The 24476-nt window shown below is 68.1% G+C and carries 22 protein-coding genes and 1 pseudogene; 18 read left to right on the forward strand and 5 right to left on the reverse strand.

Features of this window, described 5'->3' with window-relative positions:
• Window positions 1-14: 14 nt before the first annotated feature.
• The 4 genes from CEK29_RS09640 (at window position 15) to CEK29_RS09655 (ending at window position 3131) form a co-directional block, all read left to right on the forward strand.
• The gene (locus CEK29_RS09640) at window positions 15-323 is read left to right on the forward strand and encodes a DUF2160 domain-containing protein (protein ID WP_094857942.1); all 309 of its coding nucleotides are present in this window, start codon (window positions 15-17) and stop codon (window positions 321-323) included.
• A 129-nt stretch (window positions 324-452) separates the two neighbouring features.
• Entirely contained in the window at window positions 453-2183 is a 1731-nt protein-coding gene (locus CEK29_RS09645; RefSeq protein ID WP_094858015.1) for an ABC transporter substrate-binding protein, read from the forward strand.
• Between the two features lie 277 nt (window positions 2184-2460).
• Entirely contained in the window at window positions 2461-2799 is a 339-nt protein-coding gene (locus CEK29_RS09650; protein ID WP_094857943.1) for a type II toxin-antitoxin system RelE/ParE family toxin, read from the forward strand.
• Entirely contained in the window at window positions 2796-3131 is a 336-nt protein-coding gene (locus CEK29_RS09655) for a helix-turn-helix domain-containing protein (RefSeq protein WP_094857944.1), read from the forward strand. Before CEK29_RS09650 ends, CEK29_RS09655 begins: the two co-directional genes overlap by 4 nt.
• 120 nt (window positions 3132-3251) lie before the next feature.
• On the opposite strand, the gene CEK29_RS09660 is transcribed toward CEK29_RS09655, so the two are convergent.
• Together CEK29_RS09660 and CEK29_RS09665 are read right to left on the reverse strand one after the other, a co-directional pair.
• Window positions 3252-4421, reverse strand: a complete 1170-nt coding sequence (locus CEK29_RS09660; protein WP_094857945.1) for a hypothetical protein — start codon at window positions 4419-4421, stop codon at window positions 3252-3254.
• A 384-nt stretch (window positions 4422-4805) separates the two neighbouring features.
• Window positions 4806-5471, reverse strand: a pseudogene (locus CEK29_RS09665) (DUF502 domain-containing protein); the annotation flags it as partial.
• A gap of 548 nt (window positions 5472-6019) precedes the next feature.
• Here CEK29_RS09665 and CEK29_RS09670 point away from each other — a divergent pair.
• The gene (locus CEK29_RS09670) at window positions 6020-6682 is read left to right on the forward strand and encodes a glutathione S-transferase (RefSeq protein ID WP_094857946.1); all 663 of its coding nucleotides are present in this window, start codon (window positions 6020-6022) and stop codon (window positions 6680-6682) included.
• Here CEK29_RS09670 and CEK29_RS09675 read toward each other — a convergent pair.
• Window positions 6648-7115 carry a winged helix-turn-helix transcriptional regulator gene (locus tag CEK29_RS09675; RefSeq protein WP_094799366.1) on the reverse strand — a complete coding sequence of 156 codons (468 nt, stop codon included), beginning with the start codon at window positions 7113-7115 and terminating at the stop codon, window positions 6648-6650. The two genes, CEK29_RS09670 and CEK29_RS09675, sit on opposite strands and share 35 nt — an antisense overlap.
• 138 nt (window positions 7116-7253) lie before the next feature.
• On the opposite strand from CEK29_RS09675, the gene CEK29_RS09680 reads away from it, so the two are divergent.
• The 3 genes from CEK29_RS09680 to CEK29_RS09690 all read left to right on the forward strand — a co-directional run bounded on the left by CEK29_RS09680 (window position 7254) and on the right by CEK29_RS09690 (window position 12490).
• Window positions 7254-8552 carry a D-amino acid dehydrogenase gene (locus CEK29_RS09680; protein ID WP_094857947.1) on the forward strand — a complete coding sequence of 433 codons (1299 nt, stop codon included), beginning with the start codon at window positions 7254-7256 and terminating at the stop codon, window positions 8550-8552.
• Window positions 8553-8729: 177 nt separating this feature from the next.
• A complete protein-coding gene (locus tag CEK29_RS09685) occupies window positions 8730-9863 on the forward strand; it encodes a metallophosphoesterase family protein (RefSeq protein WP_094857948.1) in 1134 nt (377 codons plus the stop codon).
• Complete coding sequence (locus CEK29_RS09690; RefSeq protein ID WP_094857949.1) at window positions 9860-12490, forward strand: AAA family ATPase; 2631 nt, start codon at window positions 9860-9862, stop codon at window positions 12488-12490. The genes CEK29_RS09685 and CEK29_RS09690 overlap by 4 nt, the downstream gene beginning before the upstream one ends.
• A 95-nt stretch (window positions 12491-12585) precedes the next feature.
• Here the strand turns inward: CEK29_RS09690 and CEK29_RS09695 are convergent, their stop codons facing one another.
• Complete coding sequence (locus CEK29_RS09695; protein WP_255176121.1) at window positions 12586-13503, reverse strand: tripartite tricarboxylate transporter substrate binding protein BugE; 918 nt, start codon at window positions 13501-13503, stop codon at window positions 12586-12588.
• A gap of 788 nt (window positions 13504-14291) precedes the next feature.
• Here CEK29_RS09695 and CEK29_RS09700 point away from each other — a divergent pair.
• From CEK29_RS09700 to CEK29_RS09745, 10 genes are all read left to right on the forward strand, one after another.
• Entirely contained in the window at window positions 14292-17246 is a 2955-nt protein-coding gene (locus CEK29_RS09700; protein ID WP_094799371.1) for a monovalent cation/H+ antiporter subunit A, read from the forward strand.
• A 2-nt stretch (window positions 17247-17248) separates the two neighbouring features.
• Window positions 17249-17593 carry a Na+/H+ antiporter subunit C gene (locus CEK29_RS09705; RefSeq protein ID WP_094799372.1) on the forward strand — a complete coding sequence of 115 codons (345 nt, stop codon included), beginning with the start codon at window positions 17249-17251 and terminating at the stop codon, window positions 17591-17593.
• On the forward strand, window positions 17590-19221 hold the full coding sequence (locus CEK29_RS09710) for a monovalent cation/H+ antiporter subunit D (RefSeq protein WP_094857951.1): 1632 nt from the start codon (window positions 17590-17592) through the stop codon (window positions 19219-19221). Before CEK29_RS09705 ends, CEK29_RS09710 begins: the two co-directional genes overlap by 4 nt.
• Window positions 19218-19703 carry a Na+/H+ antiporter subunit E gene (locus tag CEK29_RS09715; RefSeq protein ID WP_249278995.1) on the forward strand — a complete coding sequence of 162 codons (486 nt, stop codon included), beginning with the start codon at window positions 19218-19220 and terminating at the stop codon, window positions 19701-19703. The genes CEK29_RS09710 and CEK29_RS09715 overlap by 4 nt, the downstream gene beginning before the upstream one ends.
• A complete protein-coding gene (locus CEK29_RS09720) occupies window positions 19703-19984 on the forward strand; it encodes a K+/H+ antiporter subunit F (protein ID WP_170948428.1) in 282 nt (93 codons plus the stop codon). The genes CEK29_RS09715 and CEK29_RS09720 overlap by 1 nt, the downstream gene beginning before the upstream one ends.
• A complete protein-coding gene (gene mnhG / locus CEK29_RS09725; RefSeq protein ID WP_094799375.1) occupies window positions 19981-20328 on the forward strand; it encodes a monovalent cation/H(+) antiporter subunit G in 348 nt (115 codons plus the stop codon). The genes CEK29_RS09720 and mnhG overlap by 4 nt, the downstream gene beginning before the upstream one ends.
• A 176-nt stretch (window positions 20329-20504) precedes the next feature.
• Window positions 20505-21005 carry a hypothetical protein gene (locus CEK29_RS09730; protein WP_432759228.1) on the forward strand — a complete coding sequence of 167 codons (501 nt, stop codon included), beginning with the start codon at window positions 20505-20507 and terminating at the stop codon, window positions 21003-21005.
• A 149-nt stretch (window positions 21006-21154) separates the two neighbouring features.
• Window positions 21155-22003 (forward strand): haloacid dehalogenase-like hydrolase, encoded by an 849-nt coding sequence (locus tag CEK29_RS09735; RefSeq protein WP_094857952.1) that lies wholly within the window; start codon window positions 21155-21157, stop codon window positions 22001-22003.
• Between the two features lie 82 nt (window positions 22004-22085).
• Window positions 22086-22544, forward strand: a complete 459-nt coding sequence (tadA, locus tag CEK29_RS09740; RefSeq protein ID WP_440588317.1) for a tRNA adenosine(34) deaminase TadA — start codon at window positions 22086-22088, stop codon at window positions 22542-22544.
• Complete coding sequence (locus CEK29_RS09745; protein ID WP_094857954.1) at window positions 22541-23602, forward strand: LD-carboxypeptidase; 1062 nt, start codon at window positions 22541-22543, stop codon at window positions 23600-23602. Before tadA ends, CEK29_RS09745 begins: the two co-directional genes overlap by 4 nt.
• A gap of 54 nt (window positions 23603-23656) precedes the next feature.
• Here CEK29_RS09745 and CEK29_RS09750 read toward each other — a convergent pair whose 3' ends face one another.
• Window positions 23657-24451 carry an enoyl-CoA hydratase/isomerase family protein gene (locus tag CEK29_RS09750; protein WP_094857955.1) on the reverse strand — a complete coding sequence of 265 codons (795 nt, stop codon included), beginning with the start codon at window positions 24449-24451 and terminating at the stop codon, window positions 23657-23659.
• Window positions 24452-24476 lie beyond the last annotated feature (25 nt).

Consider the following 24476-nt stretch of genomic DNA (forward strand, 5'->3'; position numbering starts at 1 on the left):
CAGGGAGACACGCGATGTTCGACTGGATGGTCTGGACGCTGCCGGTGGCGATCCTTTTTTCGTGTGTGGTGCTCATGCTGGCCGGCATGACGCTCTGGGAGCTGAAGTCGCCCACCCGCCTGCGCAAGGGGTTTCTGCCGATCGCCACCACGCGCGGCGACCGGCTCTTCATCGGCCTGATGCTGGCGGCATGGATCAACCTGGCGTATGTGGGGCTGGGCGAGCACTTCGTAACGTGGTTCACGCTGGACCAGCCGCCGACGCTGTGGCTGGGGTTCGTGATTTCGATGGTGATGCTGGTGGTGGTGATGCGCAAGGGATGAGGGCGGCGGACGCTATGCACCGCCGCAGTCAGTGAGGATTACCAGGACCACGGCCCCGCCTTCCCGGCCCGCGTCCGGCAGCACAACACGGGAAAGCCCAACGAGGAGACAGTCATGAAAGTGCGGGTGATGCAGTTCCGCGTGCGCGCCATGGTGGCCGCGATCGCGCTCATCGGTTCCTCGGCCGCCTGGGCCGGCGAGCCCGAGGCGCAGAAGTGGGTGGACAGCGAGTTCCAGCCCTCCAGCCTTTCCAAGGACAAGCAACTGGCCGAGATGAAGTGGTTCATCGAGGCCGCCGCCAAGCTCAAGGCCAAGGGCGTGAACGAGATCAGCGTGGTGTCCGAGACCATCACCACGCACGAGTACGAGTCCAAGACGCTGGCGCGCGCCTTCACCGAGATCACCGGCATCAAGGTCACGCACGATCTGATCCAGGAGGGCGACGTCGTCGAGAAACTGCAGACCTCGATGCAGTCGGGCAAGTCGATCTACGACGGCTGGATTTCCGATTCCGACCTGATCGGCACGCATTACCGCTACGGCGCGATCCTGCCCTTGTCGGACTACATGGCCGGCGCGGGCAAGGAGTGGACCAACCCCGAACTCGACCTGAAGGATTTCATCGGCACCAAGTTCACGACGGCGCCCGACGGCAAGCTCTACCAGCTGCCCGATCAGCAGTTCGCGAACGTGTACTGGTTCCGCGCGGACTGGTTTGCCCGCAAGGACCTGCAGGAGAAGTTCAAGGCCAAGTATGGCTACGACCTGGGCGTGCCCACGAATTGGTCGGCCTACGAAGACATCGCCGATTTCTTCACCAACGATGTGAAGGAGCTGGACGGCAAGAAGGTCTACGGCCACATGGACTACGGCAAGAAAGACCCGTCGCTGGGCTGGCGCTTCACCGATGCGTGGCTCTCGATGGCGGGCGCCGCCGACAAAGGCCTGCCCAACGGCATGCCGGTCGACGAGTGGGGCATCCGCGTGGCCGACGACAAGTGCACGCCGGTGGGCGCGTCGGTGGCGCGCGGCGGCGCGACCAACAGCCCCGCGGCGGTCTATGCGCTCACCAAGTACATCGACTGGATGAAGAAGTACGCCCCGGCGCAGGCCATGGGCATGACGTTCTCGGAGTCGGGTCCGGTGCCGGCGCAAGGGCAGATCGCGCAGCAGATCTTCTGGTACACGGCATTCACGGCCGACATGACCAAGAAGGGCCTGCCCGTGGTCAACGCCGACGGCACGCCGAAGTGGCGCATGGCGCCGTCGCCATACGGGCCGTACTGGAAGCAGGGCATGCAGAACGGCTACCAGGACGTGGGTTCCTGGACCTTCTTCAAATCGACCGATCCCAACCGGCTCGCGGCCGCCTGGCTCTACGCGCAGTTCTTGACGTCCAAGACCGTGTCGCTGAAGAAGTCGATCACCGGCCTCACCTTCATCCGCGACAGCGACATCAACAGCGAGTTTTTCACGAAGAATGCCGACAACTATGGCGGGCTGATCGAGTTCTACCGCAGCCCCGCGCGCGTGGCCTGGACGCCCACCGGCAACAACGTGCCCGACTATCCCAAGCTGGCGCAGCTGTGGTGGAAGAACGTGGCCACGGCCGTGACGGGCGAGAAGACGCCGCAGCAGGCCATGGACACGCTCGCCAACGAGATGGACCAGGTGATGGCCCGCCTGGAGCGTGCCGGCATGGCGCAATGCGCGCCCAAGCTCAACGCCCGAAGCGATCCGGGCAAGTGGCTCTCGGATGAGCACGCCCCGTGGAAAAAGCTCGCCAACGAGAAGCCCAAGGGCGAGACGATTCCGTACGACAAGCTGCTGCAGGCCTGGAAGGAGGGCAAGGTGCGCTGATCACGGCCGTACCGGACGGCGAGGGAGCTCCTGCACAAGCGGAGTGCCGTCCGGACGATGCGTGAACCGCCGCGTCTGACGCGGCGGTTTTTTTATTGCGGGCCCCAACCTCGAGCGAGCCTCGGGGTAAGCCGAGGGCGCGTGATTCGTCATGCCGTGTCCGTCGGCGTGCGCCTCTTGCCGTTCGCCGCGCGGTAGATCGGAAATGTCCGATTCCCGTTCCACCGGGCTTTACCAAGCCAAGGCGTGCGGTATAAAATTTTATACACATTGCGACATGGACAAAGCGATCTGCTGGGTGGGGTCCGCCTATGCGGACCTTATGGATTTTCCTGTTGAGTCGCGCCGCTTGGCGGGGTTTCAACTCAGCCGCGTTCAAGCGGGCCTCGACCCGGACGATTGGAAGCCGTTCGATGAGGTGGGGCCCGGTACACGCGAGATTCGCATCCGGGAGCCCGCGGGTGCATTTCGTGTGATGTATATCGCCAAGTTCAAGGAGGCGATCTACGTGCTGCACTGCTTCCAGAAAAAGACGCCGGCAACAAGTTTGCACGACAAGCAAATCGCCCAGACGCGCTATCGCGCTCTCGCCAACGCACGAAAGGTCAGCCCATGAAGATCGATACCGAGATTCGTCACGTCACCAAGGCGGGCGCGAACGTGTTCCTGGACCTCGGGTTCCCTCCGGAGGAGGCGAGACGTTTGTATCTGGCTTCACAGAAGCAGATCAACGACACCAGGCAGCTCAAAGAAGAACTGATGAAGGAGTTGGCGTCGTGGATCGAGCGCCACCACTTGAAGCAGGCCGATGCCGCCGAGATTTTGATGGTGTCGCGGCCGAGGGTGTCGGACGTTGTGAATCGAAAAACGGCAAAGTTCACGCTCGACGCGCTGGTCGAGATGACGGGGCGCATCGGTAAATCCGTGCGATTGGTCGTCGGTCGCTGAACGAAGTGCGCATCGCGGAAGCGACGCGACGGGCGGGGATAATCGCGCCTTATCTGGCCAAGGGCTGGTCATGCCGCCCAAGGCCAGTAAGGAGCGGCAATGCGGCCCCCGCCCGGCTTTTCAATCCGCCGAGCCCGGCGTCGGGTATTCCGGCAAGGTGACGTCGGCGTGGCCGGGGCGGACCCAGCGGGCGCATTCCCGGGTGGCGTCGATGCAGCCGCCTTCGGCGTATACACCCTGCTGATCGCGGATGCGCACCATGCGCTCGAGAATGCGCGCGGTGGCGTCGGGGTCGGCGAGGGTCTCGGCGACGCGCGCTTCGACGATGTCTTCGTTGATGAAGAGCTTGCCGTTGGCGTCGTACTGCGCGCCGTGGCGCCAGTGGAAAATTTCGACGCACTTGCCGGTGAAGGTGAACGGCTTGTCGCGCTTCCAGAAATTATTGAAGAGCCCGTTGCCCAGGTAGAAGACCCACGAGCCTTCGTAGCCTTCGACGTTGGACGAGTGCTCGTCGGGGTTGCGGAACCAGAGCCGGTCGCCGGGCACATAGAAGCGCGGCGGCAGGGGCTGGGCCAGCGAGCCGTATTCACGCAGGAAGGCATCGTGGAAGCGGCCCGACATCACGGCGCGCGTTTCCCATTGGCGCTGCAGCCGCCGCGCCATCTCGGGGTTGGCGGCCTCGAGCTCCTGCGCGATGCCGAGCACGGTGACGTATTCGGTGGCGCGATAGCACGAGAAGGCGTAGAGCTCGCCGGAGGCTTCCGGCTGGGTGGCGCGCCGCAGCCCTTCGATGAGCGACTGGCCGGGCAGGATGGTGAAGCCGCGGGCTTCGTCGTAGGTCCAGTAGCCGGCCGGGCGCTCCGCCTGCTCGGTATCGAAGGCCAGCGCGGTCTTGCGGGCGGCCTGCACGGTATAGCGCCTGATGCGCACGGCCGATTCGAGCTCGGCCACGTCGGGAAACACGAAAGCGACCGGGCAGGCCAGCATGGCGAGCACGATCTCGCGGTCGAGATCGGCTTCGACGGTGTCGGTGCGCAGCTTGAGCGCTTCGGCCAGACCCGTGGTGTCGCCGTCGGGCAGATAGCGCGAGGCGAAGGCGGGCATGGCCTGGATGCGCACGCCGGGGGCACCGTCTTGCGGGGTGACGCTGACCCACGCGGCCAGATCGAGCGCGCGCACGAATTGGCCGGCTTGCTGCAGGGCCAGCGCGGCGCTCGCCGCATCGGCACTGTCGATGCGGATGCCGCCGTGGTCGGCGCGCTCGGGCGTGGAAAGGAGGGGGGACGACATCGGAAACGGCTCCAGGGCCCGGCGAGTGCCGGGCATCGAGCCGGCAGGGGGCGAGTCTCGCTCCCTCAGGTGCCGGCGCCTGGCCGGGAGCGTGGGCATCGTGCGCCCATCGCTATCATTGCCAATGCGTTGCTGCGGTGCAACTGGGGCAAGCCTGTGATGACAAACCGCCCCGGCTGTCGTCCGTTTTGGACGGGGTCAGGGCTGACGGGGAGGGATGTCGGGCGTCGCTGCGCCGGGCGTCGATGCGCCGGGCGTCGGTACGCCGGGCGTCGCCACGCCGGGCGTCGCCACGCCGGAGGTCGGCGCGGAGGGAGCGGCACTGCCAGGCGCTACCGCGCCGGGCGCCGTTGCGCCGGGCGTCGCCACGCCGGGCGTCGCTACGCCGGGCGCCGCCGGCGGGCGGCTATGCGCGTCGATCTCTTTCTGCATGGCACCCGCGGCCTCGGCGGCCGCCGGGCCCTGCGCTTCGGCGCGCGCCATCCAGGCGATCAGGGACGAGCGCATGGCTTCCTCGACCGACATCTGAATCGGCGTGACCCATTCCTGCGGCACGAATACCGTATAGCCGCCGATCATGTAGCCCATGGGCAGATAGACGGCGACGCGCTCGCCCGGCAGGAAGCCCTCGGGCAGGCCGTCGGCGCCGCGGCGGGTGATCAGGCCCACCACCTCGAGCGGCTGGTTCGGCAGACGCAGCACCACCACCTGCTGGTTGGTGGTCTTGGCGGAAGGCGTGAAGTAGTCGGCAAAGCTCTTGAGCGAGGAATAGATGCTCTTGATCACCGGCAGATTGGTGAACGGCATCTCGAGGAAGGTCATGAAGCGCTGCACGCGCTCGAGCGAGACCAGATAGCCGATCGCGAGGATCGCAAGAATGCCCAGCATCAGGCCAAGGCCGGGAAAGTAGAAGTTGCCGATGAACGGGCGCAGGAACGCCAACGCGAACGACTCCGTCCAGGCCAGGAAAATGAACAGCAGATAGAGCGTGAGCGCGATCGGCAGGACCGTGATCAATCCACGGAAAAAGTAACGGGAAAGCTTGGACATCAATTTGGACATGAATCGGGCTCCAGGGCCGCGCACGGGAGGCGGCGGCCGGGCCGCACGAGCGCGGCGAGGTCGGACACGGCAGAATGGTACAGAAAAAGCGCCCCCACGCTGCGCCTACGGCTTGCTGCCCCCCGAGGGGGCGCTTTTTATCTTGGGGCGGCCCGGCGATAAAAAAGTACCCCCACGCCGCGCCTTCGGCTTGCTGCCCCCCGAGGGGGCGTTTTTATCTTGGGGCGGCCCGGCGATAAAAAGCGCCCCCACGCTGCGCCTTCGGCTTGCTGCCCCCCAAGGGGGCGTTTTTATCTTGGGGCGGCCCGGCGATAAAAAGTACCCCCACGCTGCGCCTACGGCTTGCTGCCCCCCAAGGGGGCGTTTTTATCTTGGGGCGGCCCGGCGATAAAAAAGTACCCCCACGCCGCGCCTTCGGCTTGCTGCCCCCGGGGGGCTTGTTTGTCTTGGGCGACAATAAAGCGGCAGCTGTCAGGGTCGGGAAGCCGCGAGCGGGATTCCGGCAGGCTGCCGCCGTGTTGTTCTAGAGGTTATTCGTGCTGCCCATCCTGTATTCGTTCCGTCGTTGTCCTTACGCCATGCGGGCGCGCATGGCGTTGTTGATCGCGGGCCAGCGCTGCGAGTTGCGCGAGGTGGTGCTGCGCGACAAACCGCCCGCGCTGCTGGCCGCGTCGCCCAAGGCGACGGTGCCGGTGCTGGTACTGCCCGGCGGCCACGTATTGGAACAGAGTCTGGACATCATGCACTGGGCGCTGGGCCGGCACGACCCCGAAGGCTGGCTCGAAGGCGGCGCGGGCGCGGACTGGATCGCGCGCTGCGACGGCGACTTCAAGCATCACCTCGACCGCTATAAGTATGCCGGACGCTACCCGGGCGCCGACGCCACCGTACACCGGGAGCAGGCCGCGGCCCTGGTGCGAGACATCGACGCCGCGCTGCGGGTGGCGCCCTGGCTGGGCGGCGCCCGGCCGCGTCTGGCCGACTTCGCCGTGATGCCGTTCGTGCGGCAGTATGCCCATACCGACCGTGACTGGTTCGACGCTCAGCCCTGGTCCGCCGCCATCGCCTGGCTGGACGCGCTCACGCAGGCGCCGCTGTTCGAGGCCGCGCTGCGCAAGTTCGACGCCTGGCGCGAGGGTGCGGCGCCGGCGCACCTGGAGGGGTTCAGCGGTCCGTCGGTAGATAGAGCGACTCCTTGATTTCTTCCATCACCACGTAGCTGTGGGACTCGGCCGAGGCTGGCAGGCGCTTGAGGATCTCGCCCAGCAGGCGCCGGTATTCGTTCATTTCCGAAAGCCTGGCCTTCACCAGATAGTCGAAATCGCCCGAGACCAGATGGCATTCCATCACTTCGGGCACGTACATCAGCTCTTGCTTGACCTTGTCGAACACGTCGCCCGACTTGGCCGAGAGCCGGATTTCGAGGAAGACCAGCAGCGTCTTGCCCAGGGCCGCCGGGTTGATGCGCGCATGGTAGCCGGTGATCACGCCCTCGCGTTCCAGGCGCTTGACGCGCTCGGAGCAGGGCGTGGCCGACAGGCTCACGCGGTCGGCTAATTCGGTGATCGAAATCCGGCCTTCGCGCTGCAGGATTTCGAGGATTTTGCGGTCGGTACGGTCGAGCTCGCGCATTTTCACTTTGGGACGGCGGAAAAGCCGGAGTCGGCAGGATTAAATCGGGTTGGCTGGGCCAATTTTAGTGGTTTTCCCTGGCATATGACTCCTAGACTACAAGAATTCACGTAAACGCAATAACGAGCGAGACCTCTCATGCACGTCATCGTCCTGGGCAGCGGCGTCATCGGCATCACCACCGCCTATTATCTGGCTCGCCAGGGGGCGAGCGTCACGGTCATCGACCGCCAGGGCGGTCCGGCCGACGAGACCAGTTATGCCAATGCGGGTCAGGTGTCGCCGGGCTACTCCACGCCCTGGGCCGCGCCCGGCATCCCGACGAAGGCCTTCAAGTGGCTGTTCCAGAAGCATGCGCCGCTTGCATTGCGTCCCGATGGCACCCTGTTCCAGTGGCGCTGGCTCGCTGCGATGCTGGCCAACTGCTCGGCCGACCGCTACTCGGTCAATAAAGAGCGCATGCTGCGCCTGGCCGAGTACAGCCGGGATTGCCTGCGCAGCCTGCGCGCCGACACCGGTATCCAGTACGAGCAGCGCACGCAAGGCACGCTGCAGTTGTTCCGTACCGAAAAGCAGATGGAAGCGGCGCGACGCGACATCGCGGTGCTCGAAGAAGTGGGTGTGCCTTACGAGCTGCTCGACGCCAACCGGCTGCCGGTGGCCGAACCGGCGCTGGCGCGCTCGCTGCACAAGCTGGCCGGCGGCCTGCGCCTGCCCAACGACGAAACCGGTGACTGCCGCCGCTTCACGCTCGCGCTGGCCGACATCGCCCGCTCGCTCGGTGTGCAGTTCCGCTTCAACACGCCCGTCAAGGGCCTGCTGCGCCAGAAGAACCGCATCACCGGCGTGCGTCTGGCCAACGACGAAGTCCTCACCGCGGACTGCTACGTGACGGCGTTCGGCAGCTACAGCCGTGGTTTTCTCGAGCCGCTCGGCCTCGACCTGCCGGTGTACCCGGTCAAGGGCTACTCGCTCACGATTCCGCTCACCGACGAATCGGCCGCGCCGGTCTCCACCGTGCTCGACGAAACCTACAAGGTCGCGGTCACGCGCTTCGATCAGCGGATCCGGGTGGGCGGCATGGCCGAGATCTCCGGCTTCGACCTGCGCCTCAAGCCCGCGCGCCGCGCCACGCTCGAGTTGGTCGTCAACGATCTCTATCCCGATTCCGGCGACGTAGCCCGTGCCGAGTTCTGGACCGGCCTGCGGCCCATGACGCCCGACAGCACGCCGATCGTGGGCGCCACGCGCTACGACAATCTGATCCTCAATACCGGTCATGGCACGCTGGGCTGGACCATGTCGTGCGGCTCGGGCAAGCTCACCGCCGACCTCGTGATGGGCCGTCAGCCGGGCATCCGCGCCGACGACCTCGCGCTCTCGCGTTACGGCAAGGAGCGCGCCGCGCCGCGCGCGCTGGTGGCCGGTCCGGCCTGATCGCCGCAGCGTCTCGCGCAGCGCCCGCCGCCTCCCGGCCGCGGGCGCTGTTTCATTGCGGCGCGCCGCTTCCGCGCCTCCCTTGCCAAGCCCCGGCCCGGGCGAAAGCCGGGCAGGCCGGCCGCCGCGTGCGCCTATGCCACAATCGCACCAAACCGGGTACTTCTGAGGTCCGCCTTGGCTCATTTTCTACATACCGCCGATTGGCAGATCGGCCGGGTCTACGGTCAGTTCGAGTCCGACGACGCCGCCGTGCTGGCGGAAGCGCGCATCGAAACCGTGGCGCGCATCGCGGCGCTGGCCCGCGAGCGCCGGGTCGACGCCGTGCTGGTCGCGGGCGACGTGTTCGATACCCAGGCGGTCTCCGATCGCACCATTCGCCGCCTGTTCGACGCGCTTGCCGCCTTCGATGGCCCGTGGGTCATGATCGCCGGCAACCACGATGCGGCGCTGGCCGACAGTGTCTGGTCGCGTGCGCGCCAGCTGAACTGCGTGCCGGCCAACGTGCATATTCCGCTCACCACGCAGACCGTGCTGCTGGACACGTTCAGCGTGCTCGCCGCGCCGCTTACGCAGCGTCATACCTATGACGACGTGAGCGCGGCCTTCGATCATCTGGATACGCCGGACGGGCTGCCCCGCGTGGGTCTGGCCCACGGCAGCGTCAGCGGCCGCCTGCCCGAATCGGCCGACGCCGCCAATCCGATCGCGCCCGACCGCGCGGCGCGGGCCCGCCTCGATTATCTGGCGCTCGGCGACTGGCACGGGTGCCTCGAGATCGATGCGCGCACCTGGTATGCCGGCACACCGGAGCAGGACCGCTTTCGCGGCAACGATCCGGGCCATGTGCTCGACGTGCGCATCGCGGCGCCGGGGCAGGCGCCGCAGGTCGAGCGCGTCGCGATAGGCCGGTTTCGCTGGCAGTTATGGCAGACGCCGCTGGCGCTGCCGAGCGATCTGGAAACGCTGGCCGTGCGGCTCGCGCAGCTCGGCGCCGACGACGTGCTGCGGCTGGAGGTCAGTGGCAGCGTCACGCTCGCCGACTGGGATGGCTTGCAGCAGGCCGTGGGCCAGGCCGCGGCGCGTGCCCGCAGTCTCGACATCGACACCGCCGCGCTGACCATCGCGCCGGCCGAGGCCGACCTCGCGGCCTTGCGCCTGGATGGCTATGTGGCCGAGGTGGCCGAGCGTCTGCAAGCCATGCAGGCGCGGGCCGGCAACGCGACGGAAGCGGCCGAGGGCGCGGTGGCGCGTACGGCCTTGCGCTTGTTGCTGCAGTACCAGCGCAACCTGGCGCGGGAGGCCGCATGAAGGTCTCGCGCATCGCACTGGCCGAGTTCCGCAAGTTTCACGGCGCGGCCGAGCTCGACGGGCTCGAACCCGGGCTCAACATCATCGTCGGCGCCAACGAGGCGGGCAAGAGCACGTATGCGGCGGCGCTGCGGGCGGCGTTTCTCGAGCGCTATGGCACGTCGACCGTGTCGCACCTCGCGCCGCGCGGCGTGGCCGGAGCGCGTCCGTCCGTCGAGGTTGCCTTCGAGCACGACGGCCATGACTACCTGCTGCGCAAGCACTTCCTGTCCAGGGCGCGCTGCGAGCTGTTGATCGACGGCGGCCGGCAGCGCCACGAGGGCGAGGACGCGGAGCAGGTGCTGGCGACCCTGCTGGGTTTCGACCTGCCGAAAAAAGGCCTGAGCAAACCCGAACATGCGGGCATCCCGGGGCTGCTGTGGATCGAGCAGGGCGAAGGACAGCTGCTGGCCGGCCCGGCCGGCCATGCGGACACCTATCTGCGCGATGCCCTCACCGGCATCAGCGGCGAGCTCGCCAGCCAGGACGGCGACCGGCTCTACGAGCAGGTACAGGCGGATCGCGCCGAGTTGCTGGATGCGCGCGGCAAACCGCGCGCCGCCTATCGCGACGCCGAGGCCGAGCTCGCCCGCCTCGCCCAGCAGGAAGACGAGCAGGCGCGCGCGCTGGCCGCGCTCGAGGCCGATGTCGATCGCCTGACGCGGCTGCGTGGCGAGCACGAGCGGGATGAGCGCGAGGCGCCGTGGGTAGGTCACGAGGCGCAGGCCATGCAGGCACGCCAGCGGCTCGAAGCGCTGGCGCGTCTGCGCGAACAGGTGGCGCGGCTGCAGAGCGATGCGCAGCGCGCGGGCGAGACCGCCGCGCTGACGCGTGCCCAGGTGCAACGCGATCAGGACGACGCCCAGGCCCTCGCCGCGCTGGCCGACACGCTCGCCCGTGAGCAGCAGCGGGCGAGCGAGCAGGCGCAACACGCGCAGACGGCCGCCGCCGCGCTGGCGCAGGCCGAGCAGGAGCTGGCCGCCGCGCGTGAGCACCATGCGGCCCGCACGGCGGCCGAGGCCGCCGCTCAGGAACTGGCGTCGCTGACCGCGCGGGTGCGCGACGCCGAGGCGGATATCGCGCGGCTGCGCCAGGCGGTGGCGCAGGCCGAGGCCGCTCAGGCCGCGGCCGAAGCGGCCAGCGCCGCCCGCGAGGGCCAGGTTCGTTTCGAGGAGCCGCGCTTGCAGGCGCTGCGCCGCGCGCAACAGGCGCTCGATGCCTTGCGCGTGCAGCAGCAAGCGGTGGCGACACGGCTGAGCTATGCATTTTCGGCGCCCGGGGCCCGGCTCGAGGGGCAGCCGCTGGACGGCGAGGGCAGCATGCTGCTCACCGAGGCCGCGCGGCTCGACATTCCGGGCGTGGGCTGGTTGCGCATCGAACCGGGCGGGCGCGATCTGCAGGCCCTCGCCAGCGATCTGGTGCAGGCGCAGGGAGCGCATCAGCAGTTGCTGCGCGAGCTCGGCGTCGAATCGCTCGCGCAGGCGGAGCAGGCCTGGCTGCGCCTCGCCGCGGCCGAGCGCGACCTCAACGACGCGCACAAGGCGCTGGCCATTCACGCGCCGCAGGGGCTCGACACCCTGCGGCGCGAGTTGCAGAGCCGGGAGCAGACCGCCGCGCGCGACCAGGAACGACTGGCCACGTTGCGCGCGCAACAATCGGCGGCCGCGCCCGCCGCGCCGGCCGGCACGGCCACCCTCGCGCAGGCGCAGGAGCGCTACCAGCAGCTGGCGCAACAGGCTCGGCAGACCCAGGCCGCGCACGACACCGCCGCCGCGCGCGCACAGATGTTGGGCGAAGACTTGCGCACCCGCCGTGTAGCGTTCGATGCGCCCGAAGAGAGCGCCCGGCGCGCGGCGCGTGGCGACGCGTGGCTGGCCGCGCGCACCGCGCAGGAGGCGCTGGAGCGCGACCACGCGCAGCAGGCGCAGACGCTGGCGGCCGAGCGGCCCGACGTGGCGGAGCAGGATCTGGCGCGTTTCACCCGCTCGGCGGAAGTGGCGCGGCACCGGCATGCCGAACGGCAGGCCGAGCTGCTGCAGCTGCAAGGCAGGCTGCAGCAGGCCAATGCCCAGGGCATGGGCGAGCAACTCGCGCTCACGCGCGCCGAGCGCGAGCGCTGGACGCGCCGCCGCGACGAGTTGCGCGAACGCGCCCAGGCGCTCGATCTGCTGGCGGGCCTGCTGCAGTCGGCGCGCCAGCAGACCACGCAGCGCCTGCTCGCGCCGCTGTCGCAGCGGCTCGAGCATTATCTGGGCCTGCTGCTGCCCGGCGCGCGCCTCGCCTTCGACGCGCACCTGCAACCGGTGGCGCTCAGCCGCGGGGTCGAGGAAGACCTCGCGAGCCTGAGCTTCGGCACGCGCGAGCAGCTGGGTCTGCTGGCGCGGTTCGCCTACGCCGATCTGCTGCGAGAGGCGGGCCGGCCCACGCTGCTGGTGCTCGACGATGCGCTGGTCCACGCCGACGATGCGCGCCGCGATCTGATGAAGCGCGCGTTGTTCGACGTGGCCACGCGCCACCAGGTGCTGCTGTTCACCTGCCATGGCCGTGCCTGGGAAGACATGGGCGTGCCGCAGCGCCAGCTCGCCTGAGCGCCGCCAAGCAAAACGGCGGCGCGTCTGCATGACGTGCCGCCGTCGAAAGCTTATGGCCGCGGGCCGCCAGCAGGCGGCCCGCGCCGTTTCATTTACTGCGTGAGCTTGATGTTCTGCTCGCGCGCGATCTTCTGGCGCAGTTCGAGTTCGCGCTTGATGAGCGCCGCGTACTCCTGCGAGCTGCCGCCGTCGATGAACGAGCCGCCATCGATCAGACGCTGGGCCGTCTTGGGATCCTTGAGCGCCTTGACCGCCGCGTCGTGCACGCGGGCGACCACGTCGGCGGGCACACCGGCCGGCGCCACCAGACCGTACCAGGCCATGTTGTTCATGGCGGGCAGGCCGGCCTCGGCGAAGGTCGGTGCGTCCACGCCCTTCACGCGTTCGGTGGATGCCACCGCCAGCGCGCGCAGCTTGCCGGCCTGGATGTGCGGCATGGAAGAGGGCAGGTTGTCGAACTGGGCGCTCACCTGGCCGGCGATCGTATCGTTCAGGCCCGGGCCCGATCCGCGGTACGGCACGTGGATCATGTCCGTGCCGGTGAGCGATTTGAACAGCTCGCCATCCAGGTGCGAGATGCCGCCGGTGCCGGCCGAGGCGTAGCTGTATTTGCCCGGGTTGGCCTTGAGCAGGGCGATGAACGCCTGCAGGTTCTCGGCGGGCACCTTGGGATTGACCGTCAGCACGTTCGGCACATTCACCAGATTGATGATGGGCGTGAAGTCCTTGAGCGGGTTGTACGGGGTGGCCGGATTGGTGGCCGGGTTCGTCGCCATGGTGCTGACCGTGGCCATGCCCAGGGTGTAACCGTCGTTGCTCGCGCGCGCGAGCGCTTCGGCGCCGATCGCGCCGCCGCCGCCACCGCGGTTTTCGACCACCACGGCCTGGCCGAGCTCACGGCCGAGGCCCTCGGCGACGATCCGGGCCACGATATCCGTGGTGCCGCCGGCCGCGAACGGCACGATGAGGCGGATCGGGCGGTCGGGATACTTGGCCTGGGCGCCAGCCATGACGCAGGTGCTCGCCAGGACGGCGCCGAGCAGCAACTTGAGCTTGGGCAACTTCATTCGACATCTCTCCTCGGTACGGGTCCGGTCTGTCTGCCGGCTGGCCGTGGGTTGTTGCGCCCGCCGGGTCGCGGGGGCACGGGTCCGCAGGTCGCGGGAGCGCCATTGCAGCGAAAAAGCGGTGTGCCCGATATGGGTATCTACCCGCAGCGCAACAAACAGGGCGGGATGGACCCGGCGGTGGTGCGACGCCATACTGAGCCGCGGGGGCCGGGGAAGCTGGCCCGGGAACCGGTCCGACGCCGCGGACGGGCCGCATTCGAAAGCCCGATCAAGCCGGCAAAACCGGTCTTTTCCGTCCCTCAATCTGCCGCCTGGTGGCACCGGTTTCGCGCTTGCGCCGGCCAGCTTTTTGTAAGCTGAGCGAAATAAAGCGACGTTGGGCGAATTTGACACATTCCGAGTGCCGAAATGGGCTGTCAATCCACTGTCATTCGCTTGTTCGATTCTTGCGGGAATCGGTGCGCATCCCGCAGCGATTGGCTGCTATCCGTGCACAACTTACAAGAATCTGATATTTTTCACGTAAGAATTCCTGGCGCTTTCCGCCGAAACCCTTGTCGTATCCTGTCGCCGCAGCGGCGCGTCCGCGGGCGGTGCCTGCCCCTGCCGGGGGCCGGCGGTGGGCGGTTGCGTGGTCTCGTGCCAGGGATTTACCGACTGCCATCCCTGGCTTCATGCTCTCGCGGTGCACGCCACGCCGTCTGGAGCCGGATTTTCCCCGGAGCGCCATGTCGCTGATTCTCATCCTCGCTCTGCCGTTCATCGGCAGTCTGTGCGCCGCTTTGCTGCCAACCAACGCCCGCAATGCGGAATCCTGGCTGGCCGGCATCACGGCGCTGGTCTGTACCGTCCTGGTGGCCAGCCTGTATCCCCAGATCGCGGCCGGCGAGGTGGTACGTGCGAACTTCGAATGGGCCCCCGCGCTCGGCCTGCAGTTCTCGCTGCGCATGGACGGCTACGCCTGGCTGTTCTCGCTGATCGTGTCGCTCATGGGCACGCTGGTGGTGCTGTATGCGCGCTACTACATGTCGCCCGAGGACCCGGTCCCGCGTTTCTTCTCCTTCTTCCAGGCCTTCATGGCCGCGATGCTGGGCGTGGTGCTCTCCGGCAACCTGATCCAGCTGGTGATGTTCTGGGAAATGACCAGCCTGGCCTCGTTCATGCTGATCGCCTACTGGCACCACCGGGCCGACGCCCGCCGCGGCGCCCGCATGGCGCTCACCATCACGGGCGCGGGCGGCCTCTGCCTGCTGGCCGGCGTGCTGATCCTCGGCCATATCGTCGGCAGCTACGACATGGATCGGGTGCTGGCCTCGGGCGATCTGGTCCGCGCGGATCCCTGGTATCCCGCCGTGCTTGCCCTGGTGGCGCTGGGCGCCCTGACCAAGAGCGCCCAGTTTCCGTTCCAGTTCTGGCTGCCCAACGCCATGGCGGCGCCCACGCCGGTCTCGGCCTATCTGCACTCGGCCACGATGGTGAAGGCCGGGGTGTTTCTGCTGGCGCGTTTCTGGCCGGTGCTCGCGGGCACCGAAGAGTGGTTCTGGGTCATCGGCGGCGCCGGGGCGATCACGCTGGTCCTGGGCGCCTACGCAGCCATTTTCCAGCGTGACATGAAAGGAGTGCTGGCGTACTCCACCATCAGCCATCTCGGCCTCATCACGCTGCTGCTCGGCCTGAACAGCACGCTCGGCCTGGTGGCCGCGATCTTCCACATGGTCAACCATGCCACCTTCAAGGCCTCGCTCTTCATGGCGGCCGGCATCGTCGACCACGAAACCGGCACGCGCGACATGACCCGCCTGTCGGGCCTGTACAAGGCGATGCCGATCACGGCCACGCTGGCCATGGTGGCGGCCGCGTCCATGGCGGGCGTGCCGCTGATGAACGGCTTCATCTCCAAAGAGATGTTCTTCGCCGAAACCACCTTCATCTCGGGCGATCGCGCGCTCGAAATCGGCCTGCCGCTGCTGGCCACCGTGGCCGGCGCGTTCTCGGTGACTTATTCCCTGCGCTTCATCCTGCAGGTGTTCTTCGGCCCGCCCGCCACCGACCTGCCGCGCGCGCCGCACGAGCCGCCGCGCTGGATGCTGTTCCCGAGCGGTCTGCTGGTCATGATCTGTTTGATCGTGGGCATCATTCCCGGCCTTACCGTCGGGCCGTTCCTGCACCTGGCGGCGCAGAGCATCCTGGGCGAGCGCATGCCAGAGTACAGCCTGGCCGTCTGGCACGGCTTCAATCTGCCGCTGGCGATGAGCTTCGTCGCGCTGATGGTGGGCATCGCCCTCTATCTGGTGCTGCGTGCGCACCAGCGCAATCACCCGGGCCGCGTGCCGTTCATCTATCGCTTCGACGGCCGCCGCAGCTTCGAGTATCTGGTCGACTCGGCCTCCGTCCTGGCGAGCCGGGCGGTCCGCGTGCTGGCCTCGTCGCGCCTGCAGGTGCAGATGCTGGTGATCGTGATCGGAACCCTCGCGGTGGCCTGGCTGCCGCTGCGGGTGGGCGGCTGGCTCTCGGGCGACGGTCCGCGCACGCCCGCGGACCCGGTGTTTCTCATTCTCTGGCTGGTGGGTGGCGGCTGCGCGCTGGGCGCGGCCTACCAGGCCAAGTACCACCGGCTGGCCGCGCTCACGCTGTCGGGCGGCGCCGGTCTCATGACCTGCCTGACCTTCGTGTGGTTTTCGGCGCCCGACCTGGCGCTCACGCAGCTGGCGGTCGAGGTCGTGACCGTGGTGCTGTTGCTGCTGGGCCTGCGCTGGCTGCCGCGCCGGATGCTGGCCGGCACCGATGACGACCGTCCGGGCCTGAAGGCACGGGCGCGCCGCCTGCGCGACCTGCTGGTCGCCGGTGTGGCCGGCGTCAGCCTGACCGCGATCACCTACGCGATGCTCACGCGTCCGATCGGCGACACGATCTCGTCGTTCTTCCTGGAGCAGGCCTTGCCCGAGGGCGGCGGCACCAACGTGGTGAACGTGATCCTGGTGGACTTCCGCGGCTTCGATACGCTGGGCGAGATCACCGTGCTGGGCATCGTGGCGCTCACGGTCTACGCGCTGCTGCGGCGGTTCCGTCCGGCGCAGGAGAGCGTGGAACTGCCGCGTCAGCAGCTCGAGCAGGATGGCCGCGCGGCGCTGCTGCCGCCCGACATCAAGGCGCCGCTGCCCGAAGGCCAGATGCGCGTGCCCGCCGTGCTGGTGCGCATGCTGCTGCCGGTGGCGGTGCTGGTGTCGGTCTATCTGCTGCTGCGTGGTCACAACCTGCCGGGCGGTGGCTTCGTCGGCGGGCTGGTCATGGCCACCTCCATCATCCTGCAATACATCGTGGGCGGCGTGTACTGGGTCGAGTCGCGCAGCCGCCTGAACCCGCAGCACTGGGTCGGCCTGGGGCTGGCGGCGGCGGGGATCGCGGCGATGTCGTCGTGGTTCGCGCTGCGGCCGTTCCTGTCGGCGCTGGCCTGGGACGTGCATGTGCCGCTGGTCGGTCACCTGCATCTGTCGAGCGTGCTGCTGTTCGATCTGGGCGTCTACATGCTGGTGGTGGGCGCGACCGTGCTGGTGCTGGTGGCGCTCGCTCACCAATCGCTGCGTGCACAACGCCGCGCGGCCGCCGAGGCCGAGGCCGAAGACGAGGCTGCCGTGGACCTGCCCGCCGCGGGCGGCGCGGCACCCCAGCCCGAAGGAGCTTGAACATGGAATGGATATATGCGCTGGCGATCGGCGTCCTGACCGGATCCGGGGTGTGGCTGCTGCTGCGGCCCCGGACCTTCCAGGTCATCATGGGACTGTCGTTGCTCTCTTATGCGGTCAACCTCTTCATCTTCAGCATGGGCCGGCTCACCGTGGGCCGTCCGCCCGTGCTCGAGAATGGCGTGCCGGCCGATCCGAGCCTCTACGCCGATCCGCTGCCGCAGGCCCTGGTGCTGACGGCCATCGTGATCGGTTTCGCAACGACCGCATTGTTTCTCGTGGTGCTGCTCGCTTCGCGCGGGCTGACGGGCACCGACCACGTCGACGGCCGGGAGCCTGAATCTTGATTGATTGGCAGCAACATCTTCCCATTTACCCCATTGCCGTCCCGCTGATCGCGGGCGCGATCATGCTGCTGTTGGCCGACACGCGTCGCCGTGTCCGCGCCGGCATCGCGGTCTTATCCACGCTGATCCAGCTGGGCAGCGCGATCGCGCTGCTGGCCATGGCGGGCGGCGCGCTCGGCGCCTGGCCCGAAGGCATCGGCGTCTATCTGCCGGGCGACTGGCCCGCGCCGTTCGGCATCGTGCTGGTGGTCGACCGTCTCGCGGCCGTGATGCTCACGCTCACCGGCGTGCTCGGCCTGGCCACGCTGATCTACTCGCTGTCGCGCTGGGATCGCGCCGGGGTGCACTTTCATTCGTTGTTCCAGTTCCTGCTGATGGGGCTGAACGGCGCCTTCCTGACCGGCGACCTGTTCAACCTGTTCGTGTTCTTCGAGGTGCTGCTGGCCGCGTCGTACGGCCTGATGCTGCACGGCTCGGGCGTGGCACGCGTCAGCGCGGGCCTGCAATACATCGCCGTGAATCTGGTGGCGTCGTTCCTGCTGCTGATCAGCATCGCGCTGATCTACGGCGTGACCGGCACGCTCAACATGGCCGATCTGGCCGTGCGCGCCGGCACGCTGGCGGGCAATGACCGCAGCATGTTCGAGGCGGGGTGCGCGATCCTGGGGGTGGCGTTCCTGGTCAAGGCCGGGGCCTGGCCGCTGAACTTCTGGCTGGTGCGCGGCTACGGCTCGGCGTGCGCGCCGGTGGCCGCGATGTTCTCGATCATGACCAAGGTCGGCATCTATTCGCTGCTGCGCATCGGCTCGCTGCTGCTGCCCACGGGCGCGCCGTCGGCCTTCAGCCTGGACTGGATGTTCGCGGTCGGCCTGGCCACGCTGCTGTTCGGCGGTATCGGCCTGCTGTCGACCCAGGGCCTCGAGAAGCTGGCCGGCTACTGCGTGATCGTGTCCGCCGGCACGCTGCTGACCGCGCTCGGCATGCCCGGCGTCGCGCTCACGGGTCCGGCGCTGTTCTATCTGGTGAGCTCGGTGCTCGCGACCGGCGCGCTGTTCCTGCTGATCGAGCTGATCGAGCGCACCCGCACCTTCGGGGCCAACGTGCTGGCCATCACGATGGACGTCTTCGATCTCGACGACCCGTCCACGCCCAACAAATCCGACGACGTGGTCGGCGTGGCGATTCCCGCGGCGATGGCGTTTCTGGGGCTGGCGTTCGTGTCCTGCACGCTGCTCGTGACGGGCCTGCCGCCGCTGTCGGGCTTCGTGGCCAAGTTCTCGCTGCTGTCGGCGGCCGTGACGGCGGCGGATTCGGCCGCGGTGCCGTCGATGGATGCCTGGCTGCTGGTGGCGGCCGTGCTGCTGTCCGGCCTGGCCGGTCTGATGGCGCTCTCGCGCACCGGTATCCGTGTGTTCTGGGCCTCCGACGACCGCAGCACGCCGCGTCTGCGCGTGCTCGAGGCCGGCCCGGTGGCCGTGCTGATCCTGCTCTGCGTGGCGCTGGCCGCGGGCGCGGGTCCGATTTCGGCCTATCTGGATCAAGCGGCGCAATCGCTGGATCAACCCACTCACTACATCGACGCCGTGCTGTCCAAGCTGCCCGTGCGTCCCCTCGAAGGAGTGAACTGATGCGCGACTCCTTCCTGAAAATGCTGTTGCCGCTGTGCATGTTCGTGCTGTGGCTGCTGCTGAACCAATCGGCCTCGGCGGGCCAGATGCTGCTGGGTCTGGCGCTCGCGCTGTGGCTCGGCTGGGCGTCCAGCCGGCTGCGGCCGTTGCGGGCCAAGCCGCGCCGCTTCTGGTTGTTGCCCGGCCTGTTCTGCAAGGTCGTGGTCGACATCGTGCATTCGAACTGGTCGGTGGCCAAGCTCATCTGGGTGCCGCGCGCCGAGATGGCGCCGGGCTTCATCACCATTCCGCTCGAGATGCGCGATCCGCATGGCCTCGCGTTCCTGGCCTGCATCCTGACCTACACCCCCGGCACCGTGCTGGTCGACATCGCGGAGGGCGGCGACATGACCCTGCACGTGCTCGACCTGCAGAACGAGCAGGAGTGGATCGACCTGGTCAAGAACCGCTACGAACGCACGCTCAAGGAGGTATTCGAATAATGGACGTTCTGCTTTTCTGGTCCGCCTCGTTCGCGCTGCTGTGCTTTGCCGTTGCCATGGGCTGCGCGGCGCTGCGCGTGGTGCGGGGCCCGACCGCCCAGGACCGGGTGCTCGGCCTGGATGCCATGTATATCCAGGGCATGCTGATCATGCTGGTATTCGGCATCCGCTCGGGTACCGGGGTGTATTTCGACATCGCGCTGCTGATCGCGCTGTTCGGCTTCGTCGGTTCGACCGCGCTGGCCAAGTTCCTGCTGCGCGGAGAGGTGATCGAGCCATGATCGGAGCCGAAATCCCCTGGTGGATCGCCGTCCCGGCCAGCCTGTTTCTCATCATGGGCGGCATCCTGGCGCTGACGGGCGCGGTCGGACTGTTGCGGTTCGGCCACTTCTACGCCCGGATCCACGCGCCCACGCTGGGCAACACGCTGGGCGCCTGCTTCGTGCTGGGCGCGTCCGCGCTGGTGTTCTCCTATCTGTCGTCGCGCGCGGTGTTTCACGAAGTCGTGATCGTCATCCTGCTGATCCTGACCTCGCCGGTCACGGGCATGCTGCTGATGCGCGCCGCCGTCTACCGTAACCGCTCGGCCGAAATCGGGCCGAACGAACCGCATCAGGAACCCTGAACCGGGCAGGGCGGGCGCCCCGCTATACGACTCGACAGAGCTGTAACAATTCGGTCGCCCGCCTGTCTTCTCTTTTTCGTATCTTGATCGCAAGGGCTGCGCCCGGACCCGCGCCGCGGGCCGGGACCGGAACTTGCTAAGGGAGGCAGTCACCCCTGCCACGAGAGGAGAAAACCATGGAGCCGTTCACGATGCGTAGCAGCCTGTACACGATTCTGGGCACCACTGGCGGCGCGATCGCGCTGGCCCTGGCGTCCACCTGGATGGTTCAGCCCGCCCAGGCCGCCGACCCCAGCGCCAATACCGCGCCGCGCCCGGCGCAAAGCGCCTATGACCGCGAAGTCGCCCGCTGCAACAGCGGCACGAGCGGCCAGGACCGCGCCACCTGCCTGCGCGAGGCCGGTGCGGCCCGCCAGGAATCGGGCCGTGGCACGCTCAACGAGCCTGCCTACGAAACCAACCAGACCCGCCGTTGCGACAATCTGCCGGCCGGCCAGCGCCAGGACTGCATCACGCAGATGAATGCGCCGACCAACACGCAAGGCAGCGTGAAGGGCGGCGGCATGCTGCGCGAGACCGTGATTCCGGTGCCGGCCGCCACGCCGGGCACGCCGGCCGCGCCCGCCGCGCCGATGACGGCGCCGGCGCCGGCCACCGCGCCGATGCCGGTGCGCTGAGCCCTCGCGCCAGCCTCACGGCAGACGGGTGGTACGCGGTTCGCCGCGCGCCACCCGTTTTTTCTTGCGCGCCGCCCGGCAGCGCCGCCCGGCGCAATCAGGCAAAATGACGCCTGATTCGATTTTCCGCGGCCGCGCCGCGCTCCCCCATGTCCGACGTCATCGCCCTGGTATTCGATTTCGACGATACGCTCGCGCCGGACAGCACCACCGGCTTTCTCGACAGCATCGGCGTCGATACGGCGTCGTTCTGGAAAGACGAGGTCGATCCGCTGCTCACGCGCGACGACTGGGATCCGGTGCCGGCCTATCTCTACAAGATGATCGAGCTCAGCCAGCGCGGCGCGCTCGGGCCCATCACGCGCGAGCGCCTGCAGGACTGGGGCCGGCGGCTGCCGCTGCACGAGGGCGTCACGACGCTGTTTTCGCGGCTGCGGGCCGCGGTGCGCGCCAGCCATCCGCGCGTGCAGCTCGAGTTCTATCTGATATCGAGCGGCATCGGCGATATCGTGCGCTCCACTCCGATCGCGCATGAGTTCACCGACATCTGGGCATCGGAGTTCGTCTATGGCGAAGACGGCGGCATCACGTTTCCCCGGCGGATCGTGAGCTTTACCGACAAGACGCGCTACCTGTTCCACATTCAGAAAGGCCTGGTCGGCCCGGAATTCCGCAACAAGCCCTTCGAGGTAAACCGCAAGGTGCCTCAGGAGCACCTGCGCGTGCCGTTCGACCAGATGGTGTTCGTGGGCGACGGCTATACCGATATCCCGTGCTTCTCGCTCATCAAGCGCGCCAATGGCTACGCCTTCGGCGTGTGGGATCCGAAGCACCGCGACAAGCGCAGCCGGGCCTGGGGCTTCGTGGAGCAGGGGCGGGTGTCCAACCTGAACTTCGCACGCTACGACGAAGAAGCCGAGCTCTACCAACTGCTCGAGGCCGCGCTCACGGGCCTGGCCGGCAATCTTTCGCTTAAGTCGAGGGCCTACGGTGGCTGAGTCGGATCTGCTCCCGGCCACGGTGGCGCAGCCCGAGGTGAGCGCCGCCGACGCCGAACAGGCCGCGCGCGACGCCGCCTTCATGGCCCAGGCGCTGGGGCTCGCGCAGGAGGCCGCGGCACTCGGCGAGGTGCCGGTGGGGGCCCTGGTGGTCGACGCCAGCGGCCAGGTACTGGGCACCGGCTTCAATCGCACCATCATCGATCACGACCCGACCGCGCACGCCGAAGTGGTGGCGTTGCGTGCCACCGCGGCACGGCTGGCCAACTACCGGCTGCCGGGGCTCACGCTGTACGTCACGCTCGAGCCCTGCGTGATGTGCATCGGCGCCATGCTGCATGCCCGGCTCGACCGCATCGTCTACGGCGCGCACGACCCCAAGACCGGCGCCTGTGGCAGCGTGCTGAACGTCGGCGGGGTCGCTCAACTGAACCATCACACCTCCATCGTGGGCGGCGTGCTGGCGGAACCCTGCGGCGAGATGCTGCGCGATTTCTTCCGTCAACGCCGCCAGAAAGTATCCCGGGAACCCCGCGCATGACCCAGAAATCCAAACGCTCCAGCAAGGCCGCCGCCTCCCGGCAGCCGGCCACCCGTCACGAGCACGACACGCTGCACGGCCATGACGATGATCATGAGCACGGCGATGCGCATGAGCACGATCATGCTCACGCCTGCGGTCCGGACTGCGTCCACGACCACGCCGCCTCCTCGGGCATCTATCTGGTCTCGCCCTCGTCGGCCGTGCGCGACGCCGCCGAGCTCGAGCTGGCGCGCGAGCGCCTGGCCGCAGAAGGCTTCAAGACGGCGGTCGACCGCGCCGCCCTGGCGCAGCACCAGCGCTTCGCCGGCACCGACAAACAACGCCTGGCGGGTCTCGCGCGGGCGATCAAACAAAAGCATCCGATCGTGATGGCGACCCGCGGCGGCTACGGCCTGACGCGCCTGTTGCCGGAGATCGACTGGAAAGCCATGGCCGACAGCGGCAAGCGCTTCGTCGGCATGAGCGACTTCACCGCCTTCAATCTGGCGCTGCTGGCGCAGACCGGGGCCGAGAGCTACTCCGGCGTAACGGCCGTGCGCGACTACGGGCTGAAGAAAACCGACGAGCTGACGCTCGCGCTGTTCGGCGAACTGATGCGCGGCGAACTCGAGATCCTGAGCTTCGAGACGCGTGACGCGGATCCGGTCGATGCGCGCGGCGTGCTGTGGGGCGGCAACCTCGCCACCCTGGTGGCGCTGCTGGGCACGCCGTATTTCCCGCGCGTGCGCGGTGGCATCCTGTTCCTGGAAGACGTGGCCGAGCATCCCTACCGCGTCGAGCGCATGCTGATCCAGTTGCATCAGGCGGGCGTGCTGGCGCGCCAGAAGGCCATCGTGCTGGGCCACTTCAGCGAGTATCGGCTCGCGCCGCACGACCAGGGTTACGACATGCCCGAGGTCGTGAAGTGGCTGCGCCGCGAGGTCAAGGTGCCGGTCGTCACGGGCCTGCCGTATGGTCATATCGACACCAAGGCCACGCTGCCCATCGGCCGCAAGATCGGTGTCGCCACCGAGCGCGGCCTGGCCCATCTGGTGCTCGACGAGCACACGCACTAGGCGGACGTCATTGCGCCTGCCCGCCAATGGCGGCGGGCTCAGTGCCGCCGAGCTTCATTCATCCTGCGACGGCGCCCAATTCGGGCGCCGTTTTTCCAGGAAGGCCGCCATGCCTTCGCGGCCGTCCGCACTGGCGCGCTGGCGCGCGATGCGCGTTGCCGTGTCTTCGAGCAATTCCGCCGCGAGCGGCCGGCCCGCCACCTCGCGGATCAGCGTCTTGGTCTGCGCCAGCGCATCCGGTGACGCCTGCATGAACTGCGCGAGCAGGTGCTCGATACGCACGTCGAGCTGGTCTTCGTCGCACCAGTCGTGCAGCAAGCCGATCCGGCGCGCGGTCTCGCTGTCGAAGACCTCGGCAGTCAGAAAGTAGCGGCTGGCCGCGCGCGCGCCGATGGCGCGCAGCACGTAGGGCGAGATCATGGCCGGGATGAGGCCCAGGCGAACTTCGCTCAAGGCGAAACGGGCCGCGGGCGTGCCGATGGCGATGTCGCACGCCGCGGCCAGGCCCATGCCCCCGGCCATGCACGGACCGTGAATGCGGGCGATGGTGGGCTTGGGGCAGGTGGCGATGGTCTGCAGCAGCGTGGCGAGCGTCAGCGCGTCGTCGCGGTTCTCGGCTTCGCCGGCCTGCGCGCTGGCGCGCATCCAGTTCAGGTCCGCGCCCGCGCAGAAGGCCTTGCCCCGGCCGCCCAGCACGATGGCGCGCACGGCGTTGTCCTGCGAGAGCGTCATGAAGGTTTCGGTGAGCTCGGCGATGAGCCGCGGATCGAGCGCGTTGCGCAATTCCGGGCGGGCGAGCCAGACACGCGCGACAGCGTCGCGCCATTCGACTTCGAGGGTCTGCGGCATGAGGGTCTCCGGGAGGACAGCCTCA

This window comes from Bordetella genomosp. 5 (assembly GCF_002261475.1).
Lineage (GTDB): Bacteria > Pseudomonadota > Gammaproteobacteria > Burkholderiales > Burkholderiaceae_B > Bordetella.